Annotated in this window: 32 protein-coding genes; 30 read left to right on the top strand and 2 right to left on the bottom strand. The window is 49.6% G+C overall.

Annotated elements, in window-relative coordinates:
• The first annotated feature begins 30 nt into the window (after positions 1-30).
• From VNQ80_RS12575 to VNQ80_RS12490, 18 genes are all read left to right on the top strand, one after another.
• Positions 31-273 (top strand): hypothetical protein, encoded by a 243-nt coding sequence (locus tag VNQ80_RS12575; RefSeq protein WP_325639096.1) that lies wholly within the window; start codon positions 31-33, stop codon positions 271-273.
• 2 nt (positions 274-275) lie between these two features.
• A complete protein-coding gene (locus VNQ80_RS12570; protein ID WP_325639094.1) occupies positions 276-722 on the top strand; it encodes a hypothetical protein in 447 nt (148 codons plus the stop codon).
• Positions 723-838: 116 nt separating this feature from the next.
• Positions 839-1,183, top strand: a complete 345-nt coding sequence (locus VNQ80_RS12565; RefSeq protein ID WP_325639092.1) for a hypothetical protein — start codon at positions 839-841, stop codon at positions 1,181-1,183.
• Complete coding sequence (locus VNQ80_RS12560) at positions 1,180-1,452, top strand: hypothetical protein (protein WP_325639090.1); 273 nt, start codon at positions 1,180-1,182, stop codon at positions 1,450-1,452. Before VNQ80_RS12565 ends, VNQ80_RS12560 begins: the two co-directional genes overlap by 4 nt.
• Positions 1,452-1,772: a hypothetical protein gene (locus VNQ80_RS12555; protein ID WP_325639088.1), complete on the top strand. Its 321-nt coding sequence runs from the start codon at positions 1,452-1,454 to the stop codon at positions 1,770-1,772. The genes VNQ80_RS12560 and VNQ80_RS12555 overlap by 1 nt, the downstream gene beginning before the upstream one ends.
• Positions 1,769-2,347, top strand: a complete 579-nt coding sequence (locus VNQ80_RS12550) for a DUF4406 domain-containing protein (RefSeq protein ID WP_325639086.1) — start codon at positions 1,769-1,771, stop codon at positions 2,345-2,347. The genes VNQ80_RS12555 and VNQ80_RS12550 overlap by 4 nt, the downstream gene beginning before the upstream one ends.
• 111 nt (positions 2,348-2,458) lie before the next feature.
• Positions 2,459-3,316, top strand: a complete 858-nt coding sequence (locus VNQ80_RS12545) for a hypothetical protein (RefSeq protein ID WP_325639084.1) — start codon at positions 2,459-2,461, stop codon at positions 3,314-3,316.
• Positions 3,317-3,523: 207 nt separating this feature from the next.
• Complete coding sequence (locus tag VNQ80_RS12540) at positions 3,524-4,642, top strand: RNA-directed DNA polymerase (RefSeq protein WP_325639082.1); 1,119 nt, start codon at positions 3,524-3,526, stop codon at positions 4,640-4,642.
• Between the two features lie 148 nt (positions 4,643-4,790).
• On the top strand, positions 4,791-7,781 hold the full coding sequence (locus VNQ80_RS12535) for a primase-helicase family protein (RefSeq protein ID WP_325639080.1): 2,991 nt from the start codon (positions 4,791-4,793) through the stop codon (positions 7,779-7,781).
• Positions 7,782-7,790: 9 nt separating this feature from the next.
• Positions 7,791-8,099 carry a hypothetical protein gene (locus VNQ80_RS12530; protein ID WP_325639078.1) on the top strand — a complete coding sequence of 103 codons (309 nt, stop codon included), beginning with the start codon at positions 7,791-7,793 and terminating at the stop codon, positions 8,097-8,099.
• Positions 8,096-10,699 carry a DNA methyltransferase gene (locus tag VNQ80_RS12525; protein ID WP_325639076.1) on the top strand — a complete coding sequence of 868 codons (2,604 nt, stop codon included), beginning with the start codon at positions 8,096-8,098 and terminating at the stop codon, positions 10,697-10,699. The genes VNQ80_RS12530 and VNQ80_RS12525 overlap by 4 nt, the downstream gene beginning before the upstream one ends.
• Positions 10,696-12,189 carry a DNA cytosine methyltransferase gene (locus tag VNQ80_RS12520; protein ID WP_325639074.1) on the top strand — a complete coding sequence of 498 codons (1,494 nt, stop codon included), beginning with the start codon at positions 10,696-10,698 and terminating at the stop codon, positions 12,187-12,189. Before VNQ80_RS12525 ends, VNQ80_RS12520 begins: the two co-directional genes overlap by 4 nt.
• A complete protein-coding gene (locus VNQ80_RS12515) occupies positions 12,186-13,157 on the top strand; it encodes a phosphoadenosine phosphosulfate reductase family protein (protein WP_325639072.1) in 972 nt (323 codons plus the stop codon). Before VNQ80_RS12520 ends, VNQ80_RS12515 begins: the two co-directional genes overlap by 4 nt.
• A gap of 6 nt (positions 13,158-13,163) precedes the next feature.
• On the top strand, positions 13,164-13,382 hold the full coding sequence (locus tag VNQ80_RS12510; RefSeq protein WP_325639069.1) for a hypothetical protein: 219 nt from the start codon (positions 13,164-13,166) through the stop codon (positions 13,380-13,382).
• Positions 13,379-13,579, top strand: a complete 201-nt coding sequence (locus VNQ80_RS12505; protein WP_325639067.1) for a hypothetical protein — start codon at positions 13,379-13,381, stop codon at positions 13,577-13,579. The genes VNQ80_RS12510 and VNQ80_RS12505 overlap by 4 nt, the downstream gene beginning before the upstream one ends.
• Positions 13,580-13,592: 13 nt before the next feature.
• Positions 13,593-14,078 carry a hypothetical protein gene (locus tag VNQ80_RS12500; protein ID WP_325639065.1) on the top strand — a complete coding sequence of 162 codons (486 nt, stop codon included), beginning with the start codon at positions 13,593-13,595 and terminating at the stop codon, positions 14,076-14,078.
• Between the two features lie 2 nt (positions 14,079-14,080).
• Positions 14,081-14,503 (top strand): ASCH domain-containing protein, encoded by a 423-nt coding sequence (locus VNQ80_RS12495; protein WP_325639061.1) that lies wholly within the window; start codon positions 14,081-14,083, stop codon positions 14,501-14,503.
• A complete protein-coding gene (locus VNQ80_RS12490; RefSeq protein WP_325639059.1) occupies positions 14,500-14,685 on the top strand; it encodes a hypothetical protein in 186 nt (61 codons plus the stop codon). The genes VNQ80_RS12495 and VNQ80_RS12490 overlap by 4 nt, the downstream gene beginning before the upstream one ends.
• 114 nt (positions 14,686-14,799) lie before the next feature.
• Here VNQ80_RS12490 and VNQ80_RS12485 read toward each other — a convergent pair whose 3' ends face one another.
• Together VNQ80_RS12485 and VNQ80_RS12480 are read right to left on the bottom strand one after the other, a co-directional pair.
• Positions 14,800-15,045 carry a hypothetical protein gene (locus tag VNQ80_RS12485; protein ID WP_325639057.1) on the bottom strand — a complete coding sequence of 82 codons (246 nt, stop codon included), beginning with the start codon at positions 15,043-15,045 and terminating at the stop codon, positions 14,800-14,802.
• Between the two features lie 14 nt (positions 15,046-15,059).
• Positions 15,060-15,308, bottom strand: coding sequence for a hypothetical protein (locus VNQ80_RS12480; protein WP_325639055.1), 249 nt, complete (start codon positions 15,306-15,308; stop codon positions 15,060-15,062).
• Between the two features lie 50 nt (positions 15,309-15,358).
• Between VNQ80_RS12480 and VNQ80_RS12475 the strand changes: the two genes are divergently transcribed.
• From VNQ80_RS12475 to VNQ80_RS12420, 12 genes are all read left to right on the top strand, one after another.
• Positions 15,359-16,030, top strand: coding sequence for an SOS response-associated peptidase (locus tag VNQ80_RS12475; protein ID WP_325639053.1), 672 nt, complete (start codon positions 15,359-15,361; stop codon positions 16,028-16,030).
• Positions 16,027-16,299 carry a hypothetical protein gene (locus VNQ80_RS12470; protein WP_325639051.1) on the top strand — a complete coding sequence of 91 codons (273 nt, stop codon included), beginning with the start codon at positions 16,027-16,029 and terminating at the stop codon, positions 16,297-16,299. The genes VNQ80_RS12475 and VNQ80_RS12470 overlap by 4 nt, the downstream gene beginning before the upstream one ends.
• A 650-nt stretch (positions 16,300-16,949) precedes the next feature.
• Positions 16,950-17,495: a hypothetical protein gene (locus VNQ80_RS12465; protein ID WP_325639049.1), complete on the top strand. Its 546-nt coding sequence runs from the start codon at positions 16,950-16,952 to the stop codon at positions 17,493-17,495.
• A 42-nt stretch (positions 17,496-17,537) separates the two neighbouring features.
• Positions 17,538-17,924 carry a hypothetical protein gene (locus VNQ80_RS12460; protein ID WP_325639047.1) on the top strand — a complete coding sequence of 129 codons (387 nt, stop codon included), beginning with the start codon at positions 17,538-17,540 and terminating at the stop codon, positions 17,922-17,924.
• Between the two features lie 55 nt (positions 17,925-17,979).
• Positions 17,980-18,906 carry a S49 family peptidase gene (locus VNQ80_RS12455; RefSeq protein WP_325639045.1) on the top strand — a complete coding sequence of 309 codons (927 nt, stop codon included), beginning with the start codon at positions 17,980-17,982 and terminating at the stop codon, positions 18,904-18,906.
• Positions 18,907-18,931: 25 nt separating this feature from the next.
• Positions 18,932-20,584 carry a hypothetical protein gene (locus tag VNQ80_RS12450; RefSeq protein ID WP_325639041.1) on the top strand — a complete coding sequence of 551 codons (1,653 nt, stop codon included), beginning with the start codon at positions 18,932-18,934 and terminating at the stop codon, positions 20,582-20,584.
• 75 nt (positions 20,585-20,659) lie between these two features.
• Positions 20,660-21,220 (top strand): hypothetical protein, encoded by a 561-nt coding sequence (locus VNQ80_RS12445; protein WP_325639039.1) that lies wholly within the window; start codon positions 20,660-20,662, stop codon positions 21,218-21,220.
• 81 nt (positions 21,221-21,301) lie between these two features.
• Positions 21,302-22,339: a hypothetical protein gene (locus VNQ80_RS12440; protein ID WP_325639037.1), complete on the top strand. Its 1,038-nt coding sequence runs from the start codon at positions 21,302-21,304 to the stop codon at positions 22,337-22,339.
• A 60-nt stretch (positions 22,340-22,399) separates the two neighbouring features.
• On the top strand, positions 22,400-22,807 hold the full coding sequence (locus VNQ80_RS12435; RefSeq protein WP_325639035.1) for a DUF5675 family protein: 408 nt from the start codon (positions 22,400-22,402) through the stop codon (positions 22,805-22,807).
• A complete protein-coding gene (locus tag VNQ80_RS12430; RefSeq protein ID WP_325639033.1) occupies positions 22,807-23,133 on the top strand; it encodes a Thoeris anti-defense Tad2 family protein in 327 nt (108 codons plus the stop codon). The genes VNQ80_RS12435 and VNQ80_RS12430 overlap by 1 nt, the downstream gene beginning before the upstream one ends.
• Positions 23,120-23,845, top strand: coding sequence for a hypothetical protein (locus VNQ80_RS12425; RefSeq protein ID WP_325639031.1), 726 nt, complete (start codon positions 23,120-23,122; stop codon positions 23,843-23,845). Before VNQ80_RS12430 ends, VNQ80_RS12425 begins: the two co-directional genes overlap by 14 nt.
• Before the next feature lie 25 nt (positions 23,846-23,870).
• A complete protein-coding gene (locus VNQ80_RS12420; protein WP_325639029.1) occupies positions 23,871-24,431 on the top strand; it encodes a hypothetical protein in 561 nt (186 codons plus the stop codon).
• The last annotated feature ends 26 nt before the right edge of the window (positions 24,432-24,457 follow it).

Here is a 24,457-nt window from a genome sequence, read left to right as displayed (position 1 = left end):
GTTGCTGCACTACAGAAAAATGATGCCAAAATGCTGACACAAGACGAATTAAATGCGCTAAAGGCTAAAATGCCAGACAAATACGTCCCGAAAGTGATGGAAGCCTATGCAGATCTCACGGGTAAATCCATAAGCCGACGGACGGTTTACAACTTTTTTTCTGGTGAAACCTACACAATCGCTTTGCACAATGCAACACTTTATGTTGCAGAGAAAAACAGACAAACGGTCACCACGCTCAAAAAGCGAACTTCTGATATTATAAACAACTAACCATGTTCGACACCCATTTAAACACCGCTACCCGCACGCTCCACATCGAGCTGCCCAACGGACTCCGCACCCGCACCATAACGATGCCTGTAACGAGCACCCAGCAAGCCATCAATTTGTATAACACCAATGTGGCTAAGTACATCATCGCCACGCTAACCCGCTGGGTCAAACACCGCGAGTGGACGCTCAGGTATATCGGTCAGCTCAACGCGACAGAACAATACGCAATCGACGCACTCAAAGAAATGCTGGCCGATCACTCGGAAAGCAAACTCCACGTCATCATCCTGCAAGTAAGCAAGCACGATCAAAATATTGCCAGGATAGCCCCTGGCGAAAAGAGCCGTTACCATCGCAAGTATCTCCATGAGGTCGTGCCCATCCGGTACTGGTGCCAGCAGGAATACGCCAAGCGCTACCATCCCGACTTAAAGAACCGTGTGTAAAAGGTAGGCCAGCTCCGCCACGCCGTTCTTTATGGCCTTGTAGCTTCGGAGCATCTGTCATATCGGCCCTGTACGTGGCAACAGGGCTTTTTAAACCACCCCTTAATCCGGGCAAAATGAAACCACTAATCTTAATATTTATCGCGGCATCGCTCATATCATGCAGCAAGAAGTCCGCACCACAGCCCGAGCCCCAGCAGCTCACCTACCACATCACCGCCGGCCACGCATCCGAGGTCGTTATATACCTACACCGCACAAATATGGTCGTTCGTGACACCATATACGGCCAAGTACTTTATTACGATAAAGCCCGTCCTGGCGATATCCTGCGTTTTCAATTGAAATCACTTGCCGGCACTAACGTTTCCGTAAACATCGAATACAGCGGAAGCTACCTTTTGCACCAATCTGCCGACGAATACGGCTTCATAAAAATAGAAGGGAGGTTGCCGCAATGAGACGTTCAGACCTCAAAGAAGGCATCATCTTCCGCTCAACCATTAACGATAATACCTGGTACAAAATCCGGGGTGGTGGAAGCATCACCATGCAAGTATGGTCATACAGATCGCCCGAGTGTTTAGATGCTTGGAACTTCGAAGGCTACATCCACGAAACCGAAAGCAACAAAGGCTTCACCCTCGAAAATTACATCATAAACAAGCGGGTCGCCGCCTTCTTCCCCTTCAAAGATTTCGAAGTATTAACCCCCATAACTCAATCATAATGGCAAAATCAGAACCCATCAACGTCATCATCCAAGACGTTCAACCCACGGAAACCCTACGCGACGGCCTACGCCGTCAGGTCATCATCATGATGGAACCCGGCTACACAGACGACTTCGGAGATAAGAAAGGCCGCGACAATCACTGGCGCGTCAGCATCTACGGTGACCGCATCGAAAAGTTCGGCATCACCGCCGGCCACATCGGCACAAAAGCCAAAGCCAGGTTCGCATTCACCAGTACCGAAAGCGTCATCAATGGCGGCATACGCAAGTACGAAGTATCCGCAAGGCTCAATGATATCACCTTTATCAAATGAAACGCCCCATAACACCACCGCCACCCGCTCCGCCGGTCCGCAAAGAAAGCGACCTCGCACTCTTCGCGACGGACCCCGAAACCGGTGAGCAATATTACAGGCTCAGGGCGTTGGAAGCGATCACCATCATCACCCTGATGGTCGCATTATACATCGCCCACGCCCTTATCATCGCCGCGGTGGCCATCACCATTTACAAGCAAAAAACCGAGAATATGGAAACCACACAAAAAACCGTCTACATCGCCGGTCCAATCACCAACATTCCCCACGGCAACGTCGTTGCCTTCCGCGAAGCCACCAAGGCCGTCCGCAACATGGGACACATCGCTAAGAACCCCCACGAGTTCAGCGCTGACATTCCAAAAACATCCCGATGGGAAACCTTCATGCGCCGCGCATTACAGCAGCTTATGGACTGTACCGACATCGTTTTGCTTCCCGGATGGGAAAATTCGGATGACGCCACATTGGAACAGATGAACGCGAGCCTCGTAGGCATCACCGTGCACGAAAGCCTCGAAGCATTCCAACAGGCCCAGACAAAACAAATGGAGGCTACAGTCGATGCGTGATCTATTTCAAGACCCCACCGTTCGAGACTGGCTCCTTGGCAATGCCGTCGGCATAGCCCTCATCGCAGCATTCATTTTTTATAAACCCCGAAAAATCAAAAACAAATAATCATGGAAGAATTAAAGGTAACCAAACAAAACGCATTGGCCGCACACAATGAAGCCAACCAAAAAGGCAAAGCATTGCTCGAAAACCTTTTCGGCAAGAAAGTATTCACCGGTAACGTCCGAGATCGAATCTTTGATTTCGACGATGTACTCGACGAGCTGGGCATCAAGCCTATCCAATTCATCAACGAATCGAAGCTTCTCCCCCCAAGATTCGTAACAGAGCTGAAACTCGAATACATTGCCCGCGCGTATAACGAAGGCCAAACACCCGATTGGGATGACAATGAGCAGCGCAAATACTGGGGATGGTTTTGGATGGATTCGGCCCGCGGTGTTTCGTTCGACGCTTACTACTACGATTACTCGGATTCGTATGTCGCGTCCCGCCTCGCGTTTCTCGACCTCGACAACTTCAAAGATGCCGTCAAGAAGTTCCTCCCGGTTTTCGAAGAGTATTACACCGCACCCCTCACACTTCCAAACAGCGATAACACCAGCATCAAGCCAAACAAATCACTGCATTGGAAGGATATCGTGTCGGTCGAAAAAGCCCTCGAGTACCGCGGCGAAACCATCGAGCAGTTCAACTACCGCACCCAGTTCGACACCGACCAACAGCGTGCCGGCAAAGAGCTCGAAGTCATCGCAGAAGCCATCCGTCAAGGGCAGAAAGGCGACTACGACTACTATCCGTGGTTTAATTCGGCGCGTTCGGCCCGCGGTTTTTCGTTCGGCGATTACCGCTGCGCTTACTCGGTTTCGTGTGTCGCGTCCCGCCTCACCGTTGATTCGAGCGAAAAAGCAACATTCATGGGCAAAACTCACATAGGCATTTACGACCGCTACATAAACGGATAAGAAAAAAGGTGGTGCGCCGTCCGGCGCGTTCGGCCCGCGGTTTTTCGTTCAACGATTACAACTACGATAACTCGAATTCGAATGTCGCGTCCCACATCTGATACACTTGGATGGCGCACACCCTACCCGCACGGTAAAAAATCACAGGTTTCAAAGGGCATTGGTACCCGCCACGGCGAGGGAAGATGACCGACTAAAACAGAGGCAATGAAAAGGCATTCCAACCTATACGAGCAAGTATACAACATCCATAATCTGGAAGCGGCCGACCGCCAAGCGTCGCTGGGAAAAAGCAAACAGCCCGGCGTGATCAAGCACCGGCAAAATCCCGACATGAACCTTATGGCATTGCAAAACATACTGATGGACAAAACGTATCGCACATCGCCATACGTTACCGCCACCATCCACGATCCAAAGGAGCGCACCATCTATTGCTTGCCATACTTCCCGGACCGTATCGTACACCACGCCATCGTCAACGTCATGAAGCCCATTTGGGTGTCCACGTTCACCGCAGACACCTACAGCTGCATCGAAGGCCGCGGCGTTCATAAAGCATCGTACAGGCTGCGTAAAGCCCTCAAAAACCAAAGCGAAACAACCTACTGCCTCAAACTGGATATCGTCAAGTATTATCCGTCGGTAGATCACGGCATCCTTAAAACCATCATCCGGAAGAAAATCAAAGACCAGGACATGCTCAACATTCTCGATGAAATCATCGATAGCGCTCCCGGCCTACCCATCGGCAATTACCTCAGTCAGTACCTCGCCAATCTGTACCTCACATACTTCGACCACTGGGTAAAAGAAAATCTCGGCGTCAAGCACTACTTCCGCTACGCCGATGATATGGTGTTCCTGTCATCAAGCAAAACCGAGCTTCATACCATACTGGCCAAAGTGCGCACATACCTACGCGAAAAACTCAACCTTCAGGTAAAAGGCAACTACCAGGTGTTCCCAGTCGCTAAGCGCGGCATCGACGTTTTCGGATACATACACTACCACCACCACACATTACTACGCAAATCAATTAAACAACGCTTCGCTCGCATGCTCGCAAAACGACCGAACCGCGCATCGATAGCAGCTTACAACGGTTGGGCAAAGCATTGCAACAGCAAGCACCTAATCAAAAAACTCAATGATCAGTTTCAAGGACTTAAACATCAAGGCCGAAATGAAAGGCTTTGTAGGCAAGAAGATGGCAATAACCGATATCCTGAACATCGAAATCACAGTACTCGATTGGAAGGTAGAAAAGAGCATCATCAAACCCGAACTGGGCCGAAACTGCCTTCACCTATCGTTCGAACATGAAGGCAAGCAACGGGTACTTTTCTGTTCGGGCACATACCTGATAAAGCAACTGCAGATGGTGCCCAAAGACAAGTTCCCCTTCAAAGCAACGATCAAAAAATTAAACGACTGGCACGAATTCACATAACCCAATAGCCGAAACGACAACATGCAGTACATAGACGCAGACGAACTACTCCAAGCCACCAATGGCGGACTCGACATCATCAAAGAATTATACCCCGATGCCGCCGAAAGCGAGCACAAAAAGAACCGTAAGTTCAAAATCCGGCAAGAAAAAACCGCGTCTGCATCCCTATTCAAGAAAACAGACACCGGCAAAGGTTACGACGTATGGCTCGTCACCGACTTCGGCTCCGACTCCCAGCCACGCAACGGCATCCTATGCTATGCCCACGAAAACGGACTGAGCTATGTAGACGCCATCCAGCACCTCGCCCAGCAATACGGCCTCACCGGCCAGGAACCGCAAGACGCCCCACGGCCCGACTACAGCGAGCGCCCGGCCACCAGCGAAGAACAAGAAGGGCACAAGTTCTACGAACTGCGCGATAGCTTCACCGATCAGGAAATCGAAACCCTGTTCGCGCCCAACGTACTGCGGTACGTCGGATGGTTCAGTGGCGAAGAAAAGCGCAAAAAAGCATATACCAAAATCAAAACCGTCACCGCCCGCTACAACCTATACCCGGCAGTCAGCCACAGTCTGGTCAAGAACCGAAAGGTGATGACCTTCGCCAGCAACGAACGGTACCCCATCTTCATCTTCACCGAAGATGGCTTTGCCAAAATCTACCAGCCAAAAAACAAAGACCACCGGTTCAGCTACATCGGCGAGCGCACCAAAGACTACATGCACGGCCTCAAAGCCGCCCAGTCAGAATACAAGAAACGCGAAGCCGCGGCCGTCGAAGAAGATTCAGAATACAACGACGACGACCCGGAAACCCAGCGTCAAAAACGCAAGGTCGAAAAGCTACCCGAAATCATTCTCGCATCCGGCGGCTCCGATGCGCTCAACCTCGCATTGCTAGACTATTGGCCCGTATGGCTCAACTCCGAAACGGCCGACTTCACCGACAACCATTGGTTCGCCTTGCTCAAAATAGCAGATAAGGTTTACCAACTGCAGGATATCGACGCCACCGGCCGCGCCGAGGCCCACAAAAAAGCCATGACCTATCTCGATCTCTACACCATCGAGCTGCCTCAGGTGCTGGCCACATACCGCGACCGCGGAAAGCCCTGCAAAGACGTGCGAGATTACTTCCGGTACTGGAAAGCCAAAGCCTTCCGCACACTCGTAGAAACCGCCCTACCCTATCGGTTCTGGGACCGCAAGCCCCAATACACCGGCCGCGGTTCCGAGCGCATGCTCACCGGCTACACCTACGAGTTCAACAACGTCCAGGCCTACAACTTCCTTGCAAAAAACGGCTTCTACCGCCTCGCCACCGAAGCCCGCAAAGTAGGCTACATGTTCATCAAGATCGAAGGCAATATCGTGCGCGAAACCGAAGGCAACGAGGTGAAAAACTTCGTGCATGAGTTCCTCAAAGAACGCATGCTCGATAACGACCTGCGAAACGCCATGTACCGCACCACCCAGCTCAGCGAGTCAAGCCTTAGCAACCTGCCATTTATCGACATCGAATTCAACGATACCGATAAACACGAACAATACTACATCTTCCAAAACACCACCCTGCAAATCACCAGCGAAGACATCATCCAGCACAAGCCCGGCGCCGTCAACAGGTACGTCTGGCAGCAAGACGTCATCGAGCACTTCTACAAACCCACTACCCCAGCGTTTACCATCACCTACAGCGAAGAGCACGACACATACGATATCACCGTCAATCACTACGAAGATCTATTCTTCAACTACCTCATACAAACCAGTCGCATCCATTGGCGCAAAGAGCTGGAGCAAGAAATCATGAAGCTCAAGCCCGAAGAGCGCGAAGACTACCGTGTTGAAAATAAATTCAACATCGCCGGTCCATTACTCACCGACGACGAACAAAACGAGCAGAAAAAGCACCTTATCAACAAACTGTTTGCCATGGGCTACCTGCTCCATCGTTTCAAAGACCCCCGCCGGCCGTGGTGTGTGTTCGCGATGGATAACCACATCAACGACGATGGCGGAAGCCACGGACGTTCCGGCAAATCCATTCTCTTCCACAAGGCGCTGCCTTTCGTACTGCGTAGGTATTTTTATCTAGGTGGCCGCAACCCTAAGATTACAGACAATCCGCACATCTACGATGGCCTCACCGAGCATCACCGATACATATATATCGACGATGCCGACGAATACATCAACTTCAAGTTCTTTTTCGATGCCATCACGGGCGAATTGAAAGTCAACCCAAAAAACATGGCACCATACACCATTCCCTACGAAAAAGTAGGCAAGTACGCCATCACATCCAATTTCACACTTCGTAATATCGACCCATCCACTGAAGCCCGGCTGCTATACACCGTCTTTTCAGACTTCTATCATATCGCTGGCGAAACCACAGACTACCTCGAGAGCCGTTCGCCCGGCGACGATTTCGGTAAGAACTTATTCATGGATTTCACCGATGCCGAATGGAACCATTTCTACGTCAACATGATGCAGTCGTTACGCTTCTATCTGAGTGTAGCCAATAAGATAGACCCGCCAATGAACAACGTATCGCGCCGCAATCTGCTCGCAGATATGGGGCCAGATTTCGAAGAATGGGCCGCTGGATATTTCAGTCTCATAGGCGATAAAGTAGACCGGCCAGTCCCGCGCGATGAAGCTCGAGACGACTTCAACTTCCGCTATCGCGGCGGATGGAAAACCCAGCGGTTTAGCCGCGCTCTACGCGCATTCTGCAAGTACAACAACTACATACTCAACCCCAAAGAACTGATCAACACCAGCGGCGCCACCCCCCGCATCATGATGCGTGTCACCGTCCGCAAGCTCGATAAGAGCACCGGCCATTGGCACGACACCCCCGAAAAAGTCAGTAAGGATATGATATATATACAAACCAAGTTTGACGTACCGCCGTCGCTCCAAATCGAAGAGCCCGAGCAAACAAGCAACGACGGTATGCCGAAAGCTAAAAAATCAGACGATTTACCATTCTAAAAAACGATTATGGAACCCAACACCACTTACAGACCCCCCTTCGGCCTCGGCGAACGCTTCGTCGACGGCAAAGAACGCGAGTTCGAAATCATCGAAACCCACTGGGGCATCCCCGGCCAGTCCGAGCCACCATCCGGTATCGGCTACACCCTAGAACTTACCAACGGCCACCGCATCAACATGTATGGCGCGCCCGACAAATCCGTGCTACAAAAAGTCGGCTTCAAGCAAATCGGCAACCCCACGGCTGTCACCAACACACACCCGGTCGAAGTGATGCAGCAACTGATTGATGAACGCAAAATAGTGATGCGATGAATACTAACGAAAGGCTACAGCGATACAACGAATTCCTGAAATCCAAAATAAGGCTCGCACAACCCGACGGGTTCGACTGTGAAATCTCCGAAGTTAATCCTGCGCTCAAACCCCACAATAAGCTCATGGTAAAATGGATGGTAGAAGGTGGCCGCCGTGCCTGTTTTGCCTCATTCGGCCTGCACAAAACCGTCACACAGTTAGAAACCGTCCGCATCGTACTCACCAAAACCGGTGGCCGTGGGTTGATCATCGCGCCGTTGGGCGTCCGTCAGGAATTCAGTAATGATGCAGTCAGAATACTCGGATGGCCATCCGGCCCCAAATTTATTCGGAACATAAACGAAGCGGCCGAAACAGGCGTTTACATCACCAATTACGAAACGGTGCGCGACGGAAAACTGGACCCACGCCTTTTCAACGTAGCCAGTCTAGACGAAGCATCGATACTCAGGGGATTGGGAGGTTCCAAAACCTTCCGTGAATTCATGCGGCTATTCACCGGCGATGCAGGCGTCCATGGCAATCGCCGCGGTACCGAAACCGTACCCTACCGGTTCGTCGCCACGGCCACGCCATCACCCAATGACTACATCGAACTGCTGGCATATGCAGACTTTCTCGGCATTATGGATGTCTCGCAAGCAAAGACGCGCTTTTTCAAACGGGATAGTACCAAAGCCGATAAGCTTACGATATATCCGCACAAGACAGAAGAATTCTGGCTATGGGTAGCATCTTGGGCGTTATTCGTTTCGGTCCCGTCAGACCTTACCGGCAACCCGGCAGACGATTCCGGGTACGTATTGCCGCCCATGGAAGTTCGTTGGCATGAAATACCGACAGACCACAACGATGCCGGTGTTGAACGAAATGGCCAATACAAAGCCTTCGCAGAGGCCGCTATCGGGCTGGATGGTTCTGCTAAAGAAAAACGGAAGAGCCTCAAACGGCGGGTAGACAAAATGCTTTCCATACATCAGGAATCACCGGAAAGCCACGTCATCCTATGGCATGACTTGGAAGACGAACGTCGTCACATCCAAAAAACCTTTCCGAAAAGCAAAGCTGTTTTCGGCACGCAAAAACTGGAATTACGCGAAGAGATCGTTTCAGAATTCTCCGACGGCTCACTTGCCCAGATCGCGGCTAAACCTTCCATGTTAGGGTCCGGCACCAATTTACAGAAGCATTGCAACTGGGCCATCTATTCCGGCATAGGTTTCAAATTCAACGACTTCATTCAATCCATCCACCGCATCGTTCGATTCGGCCAGAAAAACCCCACACGAATCGATTTGATCTATACCGAAGCCGAACGTCAGATTCGCAAACAGCTTGAACACAAATGGCAGCAACATGATAAAATGGTAAACAAAATGATAGAAATTGTAAGAAAGTACGGATTGTCACAAGCGTCCATGGCAAGCCTGTTGGCTAGAAAAATGGGCGTAGAACGAGTTGAAATTAAAGGCCAGAACTTTTCGTTTGTCAACAACGACAACGTGTTGGAACTACCGAGAATCGAAAGCAACAGCGTAGGACTGATACTTACGTCTATTCCATTCGCCACGCAGTATGAGTACTCGCCTAATTACGCGGATTATGGCCATTCGGAAAACACGGTGGAATTTTTCCAGCAAATGGATTTCTCCACGCCGGAAGCCCTACGCGTTCTCATGCCCGGCCGTATATGTGCCGTCCATGTAAAAGATCGCATCGTGCCGGGCGGAATCAACGGGCTAGGTTACCAAACAGCCTATCCCTTCCATTGCGACGTTATCAACCACTTCATCAAACACGGCTTCGGATATCTCGGTATGAAAACAATAGTCACCGACGTGGTAAGGGAAAACAGTCAAACGTATCGTCTCGGATGGTCAGAGCAATGCAAAGACGGCAGTAAAATGGGTGTCGGCATGCCCGAGTACCTTTTACTGTTTCGGAAAACACCAACCGATACGTCCAATGCATATGCCGATGTTCCCGTGCTCAAAGAAAAACGGATGTACGATAAATCTTCAAAAAATTGGAGCAAAGGATATAGCCGTGCCCGTTGGCAAATGGATGCACATGGGTTCACCCGGTCATCGGGCGACCGTTTGCTAAACCCCGAAGAAGTAGCCAAGCTGGAGCCCGATGCAATTTTCAAGCTATTCAAAACCCATTCGCTTGAAGATGTCTGGGATTTCGAACAAATCGTATCCATTGCCGAAACGCTGGAAGCGCAGGGCAAGTTGCCGCCGGGCTTCATGATCCTTCAGCCGCAAAGCTGGTCAGATGAAGTATGGACCGACATCACGCGGATGCGCACGCTCAACGGCTCCCAGTGGAGTCTGGGTAAAGAAATGCACGTATGCCCGTTCCAGATTGATATTGTGGAGCGCGTCATCGAGCAAATGAGTAACCCCGGCGATGTTGTGTTAGACTATTTTGCCGGCATCGGTACCGTGCCAATGATCGCAGTAGAGAAAGGCCGCTACGGAAAAGGCATCGAGCTCAATCCAACGTACTTCTTAGACGGCTCAAATTATTGCAAAGCCACCGAGCTTAAGCAATCCGTACCTACGTTGTTTGACTTAATTGAGGAGGCTGTATGAGAATTAACACAAAACAGTACAGCTTGAATTTTGTAGAAAGCTCGACTACTGAAGACCCTTCAATAATTACGTTTGGTGAATTCTTCGCTGGTGGTGGCGGCTGGACGTCTGGTGTCGAAGACTTACCAGGCGTAAAAACGAAGTGGATACTCAACCATGATAAGGTTGCAATAAAAACAAATGCCCACTGGCACAAAGGGGTAAAAGTTTATTGGGCGGATGTATGTACGCAGGATGAACACGAAATGGATTACGTAGACTGGGTACATGCTTCCGTCGACTGTAAATATCATAGTCGGGCCAATGCCGGCAAAGAAAAGAAAGTAGGATCTTATACTTTAGGTTGGGAATTGTACCGTTACCTAAAGTTCCTTAAGCCAATTGTTATCAGTATTGAAAATGTACCCGAATTCAAAAAGTGGGCGCCGCTCGACGCGAAAAACAAACCTATTAAATCCAGACAAGGCGAAGAGTTCGAACGCTGGAAAAAAGCGATAATGGATCTTGGTTACGAATACAAAGAGTCTATACGAAATGCCGCCGACGACGGTCTACCCACACGACGTGTACGCTACTTTGCTTTTTTTCATCGCCCGGGCGTGAACGTTTCTTTCCCCAATTTCACCCACTCCAAGTGCGGCACAAACGGCAAGCAAAAATGGAAGTCATGTCGACCGCACATCGACACTTCCAACGAGGGGAACAGCATATTCGGAAGGCAGTTTAACACAGGTCTTCGTAAAGGCCAACGTAAACCATTATGCTACAAATCGCTCCGCAGGATCGCTGGCGGCATCAAAAGACTGTACCCACAACTCCATCAGTTTTTAGCACACTATTACGGCGGGGAAAACGCAAATAGGTTTCAGAGCCTAGACACACCAATCAACACCATTCCATGTGAGAACAGGCATCAGTTGATTACTGTAGAAAAGTTAAAGTTCATCATGGATCATATCCGGACGGACAATTACCATGAGCTTGACGAACCCATGAAACCTCAGTTATGTTGGCAGACCAAACAAATGACCACGGTTAACAATATACTTTGCCAATACTATGGCACCATTCAATCGCAAACATTGGATGCCCCAATCAACACAATACCTGCCCGAGATGTACATCAATTACTTACTATCCGGTTCGAAAAAATCCAATTTATTGCAACGTTTTTTAACTCAAATGGAAACCCAGGATTAAACACCCATTCCCTCGATGATCCATTACCGCCGGTGATGACGGATTTTAAGCATCAACTTGTCACACTATTGGATGACTTCGATATCAAAGCCCGCTTTCTGAATCCCGAAGAATTAGGCGCATGCAGCACATTCAAGAGAGGGTATTTCACCAGTCCAAATCTTAAGTTGTCGGCCAAGAATGCCGTTCGGCTTATCGGTAATGCTGTTCCGCCAAAATGGGCCGAAAAACTTGTATCACCTAATGTATCCGCGGTATTGAAGTACAAACAAAATATCAAGGCAGCATGAAAGGATACGACAAATACATAGTAGCATTTTCAGGCGGCAAGGATTCGATATCCTGCTTCCTTCATTTGCTTGATATCGGAATCCCGAAAGATAAAATTGAATTGTGGCACCATGACATCGACGGTCGGGAAGAGACTTTCATGGATTGGGAGGTCACACCAGACTACTGCAGGAAGTTTGCTGCTGCGTTTGGCGTCCCGTTGTATTTCTCGTGGAAAAAAGGAGGTTTTAAGCGGGAAATGCTTCGGGAAAACGCCTACACACAACCAAACTATTTTGAGCTACCAGACGGTAGTATTGGCGTCTCAAAACGAGGCACAAGGGCAACTAAAGCTACCAGACAAAAATTCCCGCAGATATCGGTAGACCTATCCGTCAGATGGTGTTCGTCGTACCTAAAGATTGATGTCATGACGACCGCCATCCGTAATCAGGGCAGATTTTTACAAAGGAAGGTTCTGGTCATATCCGGTGAACGCGGTGAGGAAAGTAAGGCAAGGGCGGCATACGAAATACATGAGCCTGACCGTGCAGATTTAAGGGAGGGCAAAAAGAATTGGCGAATAGTTGACCGCTGGCGTCCTATACGCGACTGGAAAGAAGGAAGGGTCTGGGATATCATCGAGCGGTACCGCGTCCGCGTCCACCCCTGCTATTACCTTGGATGGAGCCGCTGCAGCTGCAAGTTCTGCATCTTCGGTAATGCCGACCAGTTCGCCAGCGCATACACCATCAGTCCGAACCAGGGCGATGAGATTATGATGTATGAGGATTCTTTCGGCGTCACCATCAAACGGAACATGACGCTCAGGGACCTTATTGCCCTGGGCAGGCCATACAATGACATTACCCCGGAACTGGCGAGGATGGCCACTTCCCAAGTATACGACCAACAAATCATTTTCAACGATAACGAAGAATGGATTCTTCCAGCTGGCGCCTACGGCGAAAGCTGCGGACCAATGTAATCAACTATGAAACTCACCCTACACTTCACCGACGAAGAAATCTTAAAATCCCTTGCATCTCACGGCTACGAGGTAAAGCGGCTGTACCGCGAAGAGCCCGAGCACATCCACGGCAGCGCGTTCATTACGCGCACCTGGTACGACTACGTCGCTACCAAAGACGGGCACACCGAACAATACGAACGAGCATTCGAAAAATTAATCAAACAAAAACTATTATCATGAGCAACAATTCATCATCTAGCAGTACAGGTATCGGATTTACCGGTTTGCTAACAATTGTATTTATCGTTCTTAAACTCATCGGCACCATAAACTGGACATGGTGGTGGGTATTGTCTCCGTTATGGATCAGCGCGGGCATCACAATCGTAATCTTAGCCGCAATGTTCATCGTAGCATTAATCAGAAAAGATATTTAGGAGGAACCAAAAAATGACACTCACAAAACAACAAACAGAAACCATTGAGAAGGCTTCGGCCAATTACGCTAGCGTTTACTATACCGCCGGAAGCACCGAAGAATCCGTGGCAATTAAAGCCCACGACTACGGCATGCGCCGTGTAATGATGTCGCCAGAAAAGCACGGCCTTATGCCAGCGCCACCAGAAGATTATCCGCCACATCCCCATAGCCTGAACGTTTACAACATCCTTTTCGGCGGCGAGAACTATTGGATTTGCGCCCGCACCGAAATCGAAGCGATACAGACCATGATCACCGAACTCAGCGTCAACATTTTCGACTTCGGCACCGACGACAACATCGAACTCATTCACCCGGACAAATGGAGTTCACTGGATATCGTCGACCCCGAAACAGACCTCGAAGTTCACGAAAAGCTTCAGGTCGTCGAAACAGTAGCCGAATTCATGGCCGGTGCCGAAAAACCAAGTTTCATCGCATCAACAGATTACTGACCATGAAATGTATAACTGTCAAACAACCATGGGCTTCCCTCATTGTGGAGGGCTACAAGTCTATCGAAAACCGCATGTGGGCAACGAAATTCCGTGGGCCAACCTTAATCCACACCAGCGCTAAATACGCGCATCCGCATCCATGGGAGCTACTTACGGATGAGCAGTTCGCAACACTGCCAGGTAGTGTGCAAACCGATATGCTGTTGCGGGATTATCCTGTATCAGCCATCATAGGCCAAGTCGAAATAGTTGATTGTGTTATAAATCACCCAAGTATATGGGCGGAGATAACAGAAATTCCCGCAGGTGTGTATATGGGAGAAAAACCAATCTACAATTGGGTGCTTGACAACCCCGTCAAATTCGATAAACCGATACAAAACGTAAAAGGTAAGTTGTCATTTTGGGAGTTTGAATTATGACCACATATATCTATCACGGCGACAAGCTGACCGACCCCGCGCTAAAGAAAGCCATATGCCATCCAGTTCGCAGGTATGACGGCAAGTGCGTACGCGGCAAGAACGGATCCATGCTGGTCCATTTCGCCGGTCATGGTGACGTGGTGGTTATAGGGAGGTTATTGAGGAAAGTGAAGTCATGATTACGACACCCGAACTCGAACAAGCAGTAGTCAGGCTACTTAACCCACGCCTGAACGCCATAGTCCCGAACGTAAGCTGGGGCTTGGGTCTAAGCGCTTACCGTTGAATGAGGTTTAAAGCCCCCACCGTTCCCTCTCGATATCAAACGCAGCGAACAGCACTGCCATGAAATCGGCGGGCCACTTCAGTGTATAATTCCCGCTTAGCTGCCAACTGCCTTGATGGAAGAAAGTATGGTAACTGCCGTTTTTGTCCCGTATATAGATATGCGGACTCCCGCCTAGATTGGTCATTGCGTAATCAATGGTTATCCGTCTGCCGAAGTAATCGAAATCCATCGTGCCTGTGTGTCGCTCCATGCTAACAAAGTTAGCTAATCGTCCAGCACAAATCCAAACAATTGTTCTTCCGGAATTGTAAGTGCTTCGCTGATAACAAGGAAATGAGGGTTGTCGCCGAGCTGGCCGTGCAGGTCTCCCCACATGAGGTATTCATTTACATTGTCAACTTTTATCGGTGTGTACGTCGGGGATTCGTCACCCCAATGCGATGTTGATTTGAGACAGTTGTAGCCCTTTCCCTCTAATTCGCGTAGTAATTCGTGTGTAAGCTTTGAAAACATATATCCCAAACATAGTACCCGTTACTTTGTTTTTCCCTAAATTCGTATTTATGTGTTACCATACCAGTCATCCCGACGAGCGGGCTATCCGCAAGCATTTTAAGTCGCTTGGCAGCGAATACCAAGGCGAGCGTATCTATCACGTCAGCGGCTTCGTTAGGCCTACACTGCCCGCAATTCTAAACAACAGACCTGATACGGTTGTTCCGGCAAGGTGGAAGCTGATACCGTTCTGGGTGAAGGATGAAGAAGGTGCTAATAAGTACGCCAACACGCTCAATGCTGAATCGGAATCGATATTCGAAAAAGCCAGCTATAAGAACTTCATCACCAAGAACCGGGGCTTGCTGATAGTCGACGGATTCTTCGAACCACACAAGGTAGCTGGGGTGAAAGACACGGAGAATTATTACTTGCACCTGGAGCATCACGAGCCGTTTACGCTCGGCATTGTCTGGGCCGAGTTCAACGGATACCCCACCTTCAGCGTCATCACAACCAAAGCAAATCCCCAACTGGAAGAAATACACAACGAAAAGAAACGAATGCCGTTCGTCGTTGACCCGGTCGATCGTGACGATTGGCTTAATGCGACCGATCCCATTGAGATAAAGCAGTTGATGCGGCCATGGGATGGCGAATTTTTTGCCCATCGAGTGAGACGGGTTACGGCCATCCGCGGAGAAGATACGAACGTTCCCGAAATTCAGGATCCAATATGAGCAGTTACAAAGTATTCACCAATCCGGAAGACTTCCGGATGATCGCCATCGACGAGAACGGTGACGGCTACCTATTCACACCAGACGACGAGTACAAGCGCCAGTTTAGCCCAGACCGGTTGATATATAATGATCTCGGCGACCTTTATGTCGGTGAAGAATTGTTTGGCGCAGAGTTCGATAGGAATAAGCTCGAAGCTGCGTTTAATGCCGTTAACCAATACTGGCGCGACCAAAGCAGCTCCGATGGATTCGATGTCGAGTTCTAGCCGCCCACAACCCCATATACAACCCAACAGGCCAGCGCCGCATCAAATACGCCATTCTCAGCGCGTCTAATCGCGCGCGCCACCCTTCACTGGTCCTACTCCATTCTTCATCGTACTGTTACAACACGTGGCCCATCGGGCCACACCGCCGATTCCGGCCGCGCCTTACGCGTGCCCGGCCGATTTCGCCCCAAACCCCTCTACCTAATTTTGCACGAAAAAAATGTAATAATGTAATAGCTTCGCTAAAAAGACTTGAAAAGGGCTGGGAGCGAACAATATAAGTGTGTTACAGTATTACAATTTTTATTGTAATAGAAATAGTAGTATTACAAATAAAATGTAATGCAAAACCGTGTTACAAAATGCAGTACAAGCCGTTACAACTCTAAATTTAAAAATGTATCGACCCAACATGCTGTAAAACAATACGTTGTTACATTATTACAACATTACAAAAATTTCGTGCACTTAAACCACCTCACATTTGGGAGAGGAATAAACGGGAAAATAACCCGGCGATCCGCACCGGAAAAGTCCCCCAAAAAACTATCGGAAAATAAATACCATATTTTCAACTTTTCAACTTGAAAATCAGCCACAAAACCCCTATATTAGAGTCATCATTTGATTACTTAACTACTCAAACGATGATCGTTCTTATAGATATCAAAAAGCCCATGCTTCGAGAATACCTGCATTCGCAGTTCGCGTACGAAAGCGATGCATTCAGCGTATTCCGGCACAACACATTCGGCAAGGCCCTATGTGCATTGGTCAGCAAATCGGATTTACCAGTCAAACACGAACCTTCCGAAAAGACAATCCGTATCCGGCTCCCCAACACCAAATCCATTCGAAGCCACCGAAACCATTTCCTCTATTACACTACCGAAGATCAGCTCAAGCTGAACGACCTGCTCGACTCCCTATTCGATATCGACTTCGAATCGTATTACCAGGCGGGCATCCGTCTGGGCATGATGCAGAAAGATGTCATCCACAATTTCATCATCAACCGTAAATTGGTATCGATGATCGGCGATGTGGAAACGCTCAAGAAAAGGCAGTACCGGAAGCAAAGAAACGACCTCGAAAAGCTGTCAAACCACCTGCTACAGAAGATTCACTACCGCGATAGACTCATCAAATCAACGCTCGCAACAGCTTATCGGCTCAATGCCAGTCCGTTGTAGAAAAAATACCCGGTTTTCAACTTTTTAACTTGAAAAACAACCATGGAACAACGCATCAATATCATCTGTAGCATCAAGTTCACCAAGCTATCAGACGTCATTCGCTACGTAGACAACCACGACGGTACCGCCACCCTCGAGACCAGCCAGCTCACCACCATTCCAATGCATGCCGCCAGCGGCCGGATGACGGTTACAGGCAACCGTACGAACGGTGTCGAGCTATTCAATACCCAGATCACCGCCCGAATCAAAGAAATCATCCCCATCCGGTGCGTAGGCATCGTATTGGTTGAAGTCTGCAACGATGCCACCTATATAATAGGCACCGACGATCTACCCGTCACCATCGAGCCCAATTACACAACCACCCAAAAAGCCATCCAAATAGTCCACCAAAACACTCATATACCACTGAAAACGGCCTAAAACCGTCCTTTCCACCGCCAGCGCATCAGGGTAATCTTGCTGAAACAAGATGCCCATGCAACGCATTCTACATTCCAACTGGCAATTCCACCTCATAAGTACATTACTCCGTGGGCAATTTTTTATTGCTCCAGATCATGCCGTCGCCCTCGCCGGTTCCGTGCAGTCCATCATCAACCGCGACTGGGACGGGTTCAACGGAACGACCGACCTAAATGACGAAAAAATACGGTCGAAATTCCCCATCTCCGCCGGTACCGTTGTCGATGGATTCTTTGGCGACCTCGATCAGGCACCAAAAGGCTCTACAGCCATCATCCCATTAAAAGGCACCATGCTCAAGTACGGCACCTGGTGCAGCTACGGTACCGAAGAGGTAGCCCACGCCATGCGGTCCGCCGCCGTCCATGCAAACATCAACTCCATCGTATTGGATACCGATTCCGGCGGCGGAAGTGTCGATTCCGTAGCGCCCGTCGTGCAGGCCATCGAGTTTGCTCGAGGTCTGGGCATCCCAGTCGTAGCATCCGTAGATATGGCATGCTCCGCCGCTTATTGGGCGGCATCCGCCACCGATCGCATCATTGCCGATAATGGCATATCAGCCACGGTAGGTTCCATCGGCGTCATGATGTCGTTCTGGGATGTAAAAGGCTATTACGAAAAACTGGGCTACAAGCTGCATACCGTATACGCGCCCGAATCCGACCATAAAAACCTCGCATTCGAGAATGCATTGAAAGAAGACTACGAGCTCCTCAAGTCCGAAGAGCTATCACCATTGGCCGTCGATTTCCAGAACAATGTAAAAACAAACCGCCGCGGCAAGCTCAACCTCGAAGAGCCCGGCCTATTGAACGGCAAAACTTTCTACGCACAAAAATCACTGGCCGTTGGCCTGATCGATGAGATAGGCACGCGCGACCGCGCCATCCAGTACGCCCAGGAGCTAGCCATCCGCAACGAATTTCTCAAATCATAATCATTAACCCCCAATCCCAAAAGCCATGTTTAAAAAGCTGATGACCATCTTCATGACCACGCTAAAAATCCAAGCATTCTCCAAAGATGCCTCCGGTAAAAGCGTGCTTACTGAAGACCAACGAACGAAACTCGAAGGTTTGTTCGGAAAAGAAGCCGTAACCAAATTCGAAACGCAGCTCGCGGATTTCAAAGAAGAAACCGCAGACAATGACGCCGAAGACCTAGTAGCGGCTATACGCGACCACAACGCTCAGACGGTTGCCAACAACCTGACGGAACTGCAACAACAGTTGGCCCAAGCCAATGCCGACAAAGAAACGCTGCAAGCCACCGTCGCCCGGTTAAGCGAAGAGCCAGAGCAGGCTCCCAAACCCGAAGGCGAAAGCAAACTGCCCCGCAAAGCCGGAGTAGCCAAGGTAATGAACGTCAACATGGCGTTGCCGCACTACCAAGCGGCATCCGATTTTCTGCGCAACGGCGTATTCACCGGTGCGTCTACCGCCACCATCGATGTCATTGACATCAAAAACGAATTTGGCACGTTCTTGAGCCAAGACCAAAACAACTTGGAAATCATCCGCCAGCTGTTCCAAGACTTCACGTCGGCCAAGTATTTCCGCACCGTGCCTGCCACGACGAAATACAAGGCCATGCAAGCACTCATCAACAGCGTGGTGCAACAGTTCAGCCCCAAGTGGACACCCGCCGGAAACACCAAGTTCACCCCCTTGGTCATCGAGAACCGGCGCCACAAAATCAACTTCCCCATCATCCCGGCCCAGGTGCTCGATTCGTACCTTTTCTACCTGTACGACGAAGGTCTTGCACCCGATCAGATGCCCATCACCAAGTACATCTGGGATACGCTAGTATATCCCCAAATCTTGGAAGATATTGAGCTGCGAATGCTCGGCAAGGGTAAATATGTCGAACACGAATGGAGCTCCATCAGCGAAGGCGACGCCGGTACTCCGCCAGAAGATGGCATGGACGGTGTAGAAACCATTCTGGTGCAGCAAAAGTCACTCGGAGCCAACAGCCGGGTCAATTTCTTCACACCCACCGCGCCATTCGACTTCACCAACGCAACGGACCAAGAAGTGCTCGATTTCGTAGAAGAATTCGTCGACTGGATCAGTCCGTTCTACCGAAACAAAGCAATGAACATCCACTGTTCTCACGAGTTTTGGAAACGGTACCGTCGTGCTTACAAAAAAGTTTGGGGAACCAATTCCGGGCAATCAGGCGATTTCGGAAACGACAAGATCGATTTCTCGCAGCAAACATTGGTTCCGTTAGATTGCCTCTACGGCTCACCCATCTTGTGGAGCACACCAGCGCAAAACCAGGTGAAACTTCGCCACAAAAACGAAGTGCCCATGGTCATCAACGACGTACAAAAAATCAACTACGAGGTGCGCCTGTTCGGTGAATTCTGGTTCGCCGCTGGTTTCGCTATTGCCGAAGCCGTGTTTGCCTACGTGCCGTCCGGTTACGATCCGCAAGCCAAGCTCACCGCCACTTACGGCACTTCAACCAAGTTCCGTGATGGTACCGATCCACGCAGCGAGTCGGATATCTACGAAGACATGCCGGGCGATGCCGACAGCTATCCAGCCGATAGCTCATCATCAACCGGTTCGTCATCATCATCCGGTAGCGGCAGCGGCGTGTAGCCACGGCCAAGTAACAGATAACAGCCAGCGCCAATACGGCGCTGGCCTTTCAAAAACCATCGAAAAAATTTCACCATGTACGTAAATGCATCAGTACCAAAAAAACGCGGACCCGTAGGCGCTCCGCGTCCTAAGAACCCCACCATCCTGCTGTTCAACACACGCGATGTGGTGGCCGACCCAACTCGCGACGATAAAGGCGTCCTGGTAACGGGCGACCTAGAACTCAAGCCCGGAGCCGTTGGCATCGGTATCTACGCCACGCCGTCATCCATCACTCGGGGTAAAACCATTGAAGGCGACGAAGATGCCGAAGGTATCGTCGACAACCTCGGTTTCGCACACCCAGGCAATTCGCTTGAAATCGACGAGTTCATCCAGAACAATCTGGGCGAAGGGTTTTTGGCCATTTCCCGCGAATGCGGCGACGGACTTGGTAACCGGTTACACGGCACCATCTGCAACCCGATGAAGTTCACACTCGAAGGCCAGGACGACAATGAAGCCGTCCGCAATACCTTCACGTTTACACAGCCGCTGCCTTCCAACCTGATGCCAGCCCACTACCGTGGCGCCATCCCGGCAGTGGCACCCGATCCCGATGAAGGATCATCATCTGGAAGTTCCGGCGTTTAGCCATTTCCTCCATAACAATGCCCCGCGGTTCCGAACGGTCCGCGGGGTTTTTAACCAATCGTCCATCAAAATCTCAACACCATGGCAACAACCAAAAAAGCACCAGCGAAAAGTAAATCGCAAAAAGCAAGTAAGCAGACCACCCATAAGCGACCAGAAAATGACACCAAGCAACAAAAAGCTGCCGATATCGATGTCACAGATATTGCAGCAACAGCAACCGTCACAGCGACTGATAGCGCACCTGCCGGACCCGCTGATGAAGCATCTGGCGAACCCGCCGTCGTTCAAGAGACAGTACATGAACAATCCAGCACCGGACAATCCGGAACAATCGAAGAGCAAGTCATCACGGTATTGATTCCCTACCTGGCCAGTGCCGCCGCCGGTGGCGAACTCAAACACGCCCTCCGTACCTGGGAGCAAAACTACCAAGGCGATTTCCGCGTAGTTGTCGTAGGCGAGCGCGAAGACTGGTTCAGCGACGAAATCACGCATCTACCCATAGATGTCCATATGGTCGACGAAGATTGTGGATGCGACAACCCGAAGAAGATCCGCAACCCGCAGGCCGACGTGGCCCACAAACTACTGTACGCCATCACCAGCGGAACCGTCAACGGGCAATTCATCCTCACCAACGACGACATCTTCCTACTGGGGCCAACCACGTTGAGCGAACTGCAGCAGCCCAAAATATTGGGCAACCTGACCGACATCAACAAAAAAGGCATGTACGGCGATAATGCCCGACGCACCTCCAGCATGCTGAAATCTGCCGGAAAAGCAACGCTCAACTACGGAACCCACACACCCATGGTGCTGGATTCCGAAAAACTGGCCGACACCATCCGCGGCTACAAAGCGCTCGATAAAGGCGTGCTGCTCACATCGGCATACTTCAACCACCACCAGCCCGAACCCCGTGGCCTAATCAAACTGAACGGCGCGCTCAACGGCACCATTCTCATTTCGGTATATTCCGAAAACCCGCCGCTCGACGTCGTGCAAACCGCCCTCAAACGGCGCAAGTACCTCAATTGCAATACCCGTGGATGGAAGAAAATCAGCCACATATTCGAGGAAGCATATCCCGAAAAATCCCGGTTCGAAGTTTAATTTGGTTTGCCAGCCCGATGGTGCCGGACCCGTGCCGGTGCCATCATTATTTACCACACCATGAAGAAACTCACCCTTTGCCGTACCTACCACATCAACGGCACCAACGGACTGCTATACAACGAGCAGGGCGACTTGCTTTGTTATACCATCGAATTGCCTTGGCGCAACAATCGCATCCAAGAATCATGCATTCCCGAAGGCACCTACCAGCTCACCAAGCGGTACAGCCAGAAATTCAAGCACCACATCCACTTGGAAGAAGTGCCCGATCGCAGCCTGATACTTATCCATCCAGCCAACAACGCAGCCACCGAGCTGCTCGGATGCATCGCACCCGTCACCAGACTCACCGGCCCCGGTACCGGCAATAGTTCCCGCATCCAGTTCAACAAAATCAAAGACATGGTCTATGGCTGGATCGACCAAGGCGAAGAAGTATACCTCGAAATCAAAGAAAACAAATAATGGAAAATCAAACATTCGAACAGGCCTACGAGGCAATGGAAAAAGGAAACACCGCCCGTCGCAAAGCGTGGCCGAAAAACGTATTCGCATTCATGCGCCCAGAAGATGACCTTCCAATCGGCGTACTGCTAGGTGCCAAATCACTTCCCAGGAAAGTGAAAGACTACTTCGAGCGAAAACATCAACCAATAGTAGACCCCAACCAAGCACAAATTAAGTGCACAAAGTATTTGTGCATAAAGAATGAAGCCGACGAAATCCAAAACGGATGGGCTCCTGGCGATGCAGACATCAAATCGACGGATTGGGAATATGACGAATATTAAGGATTCCGTAACCCAATGGCTGCAAGCCGGTGCCGACTACGACGCCGGGCTGCAGCTCTATGTCAAAGCCGTGGGCAAAGGCCATCCAACCATTTACATCCTACGCATAAAAACCGAAGCTAACTACAAGCTGCTCGTCAAATCCCTATGCCACCGTGCTGGTATCACCCCGCCCAGCCCCCAAAAAAACCACCTCAAAAAAGAAAATTCGCTATCATCCGCTCAATCAGCGTCATCCGCGTCTAATAACAGGAAGCTCCGCGCCGATTACACCTTCCTATCCGAACCCGGCACCCCGCCCGAACTCAAAGTTCTAGTCAGCAATAAAATCACAGCCTACCACGAATACAAAGCCGCCCACGCCAAACTATTCGATTGCACCACGCTAGACGAAGAATTGAATACGGTCCGCACCCTCGCCGAAAACTACATCGAAAACCACGCGATCCATCAGGAGCTATCGTACTACCAAACGAACCGAACCATTCTCGGAAAACACCCCATCTTCGAAGAAATGCAGCGCCTAAAGCATTTTAGAAACATGTCCACCGTCGACCTATACAAACGCAAACGCAACATCGAACACAACATCTGGCGCATCGAAAAACTAATTACTGAAGGAAAAAAGCCACACCTGGACTTTGACCGCCGCCGTAAAATTCAATCATACCAGCAGGAATTACTAGAAATCAGTAAGTTTATCAAAGAATGAATACCTTTGCTTAAAAGAAACCATTATGGAAGGTAATTATCAATACACAATTGATATTTTGTCAATAGTCTTATCGGCATTAGCATTGATATGCACGGCAATCATAGGTTATTCACAGTTTGTAACACAAAAAAAGGTAGATCGAATTCAAACTGAAAATGGAGAAGCGATACTTATCAATTTGGTGGTTAAATACTTTATCACATTTTACAATTCAATCGACAAAAAAAATGCGAAGCAAGCAACAATAAAAACTGATCAACATTCACAATTATTGTTTTTGACAGCGTGTGAGGATTTTAGAGACGGACTTAAGCGGTTACAATCTAGTCCATATTTTGTGAAATTATTGAATATTTATCCAGACATTCCTATGCTTGAATACTCGTTAGTTGCTCGGATTGGGTATTTGAAAAATACACATCCTATACCAACAATTGATGGTGCCTTATATAAGTACATGTTTCTTCTGTTTGAAAAAGTTAAAACCAATAGCAGCTCATCCTTAAGTAAACTTGAAGTTATAAACAAATTGTATGAGGGCTTGCTACAATTAAATACGCAAAACCCCCAATTGATGAAATAATTAAGTCCTTTCCCCATCACCCGCCT

It is taken from the genome of Parapedobacter sp. (assembly GCF_035556095.1).
GTDB lineage: Bacteria > Bacteroidota > Bacteroidia > Sphingobacteriales > Sphingobacteriaceae > Parapedobacter.
The sequence above is the reverse complement of the archived record's forward strand: the minus strand, read 5'-3'. Positions and strand labels throughout refer to the sequence as shown.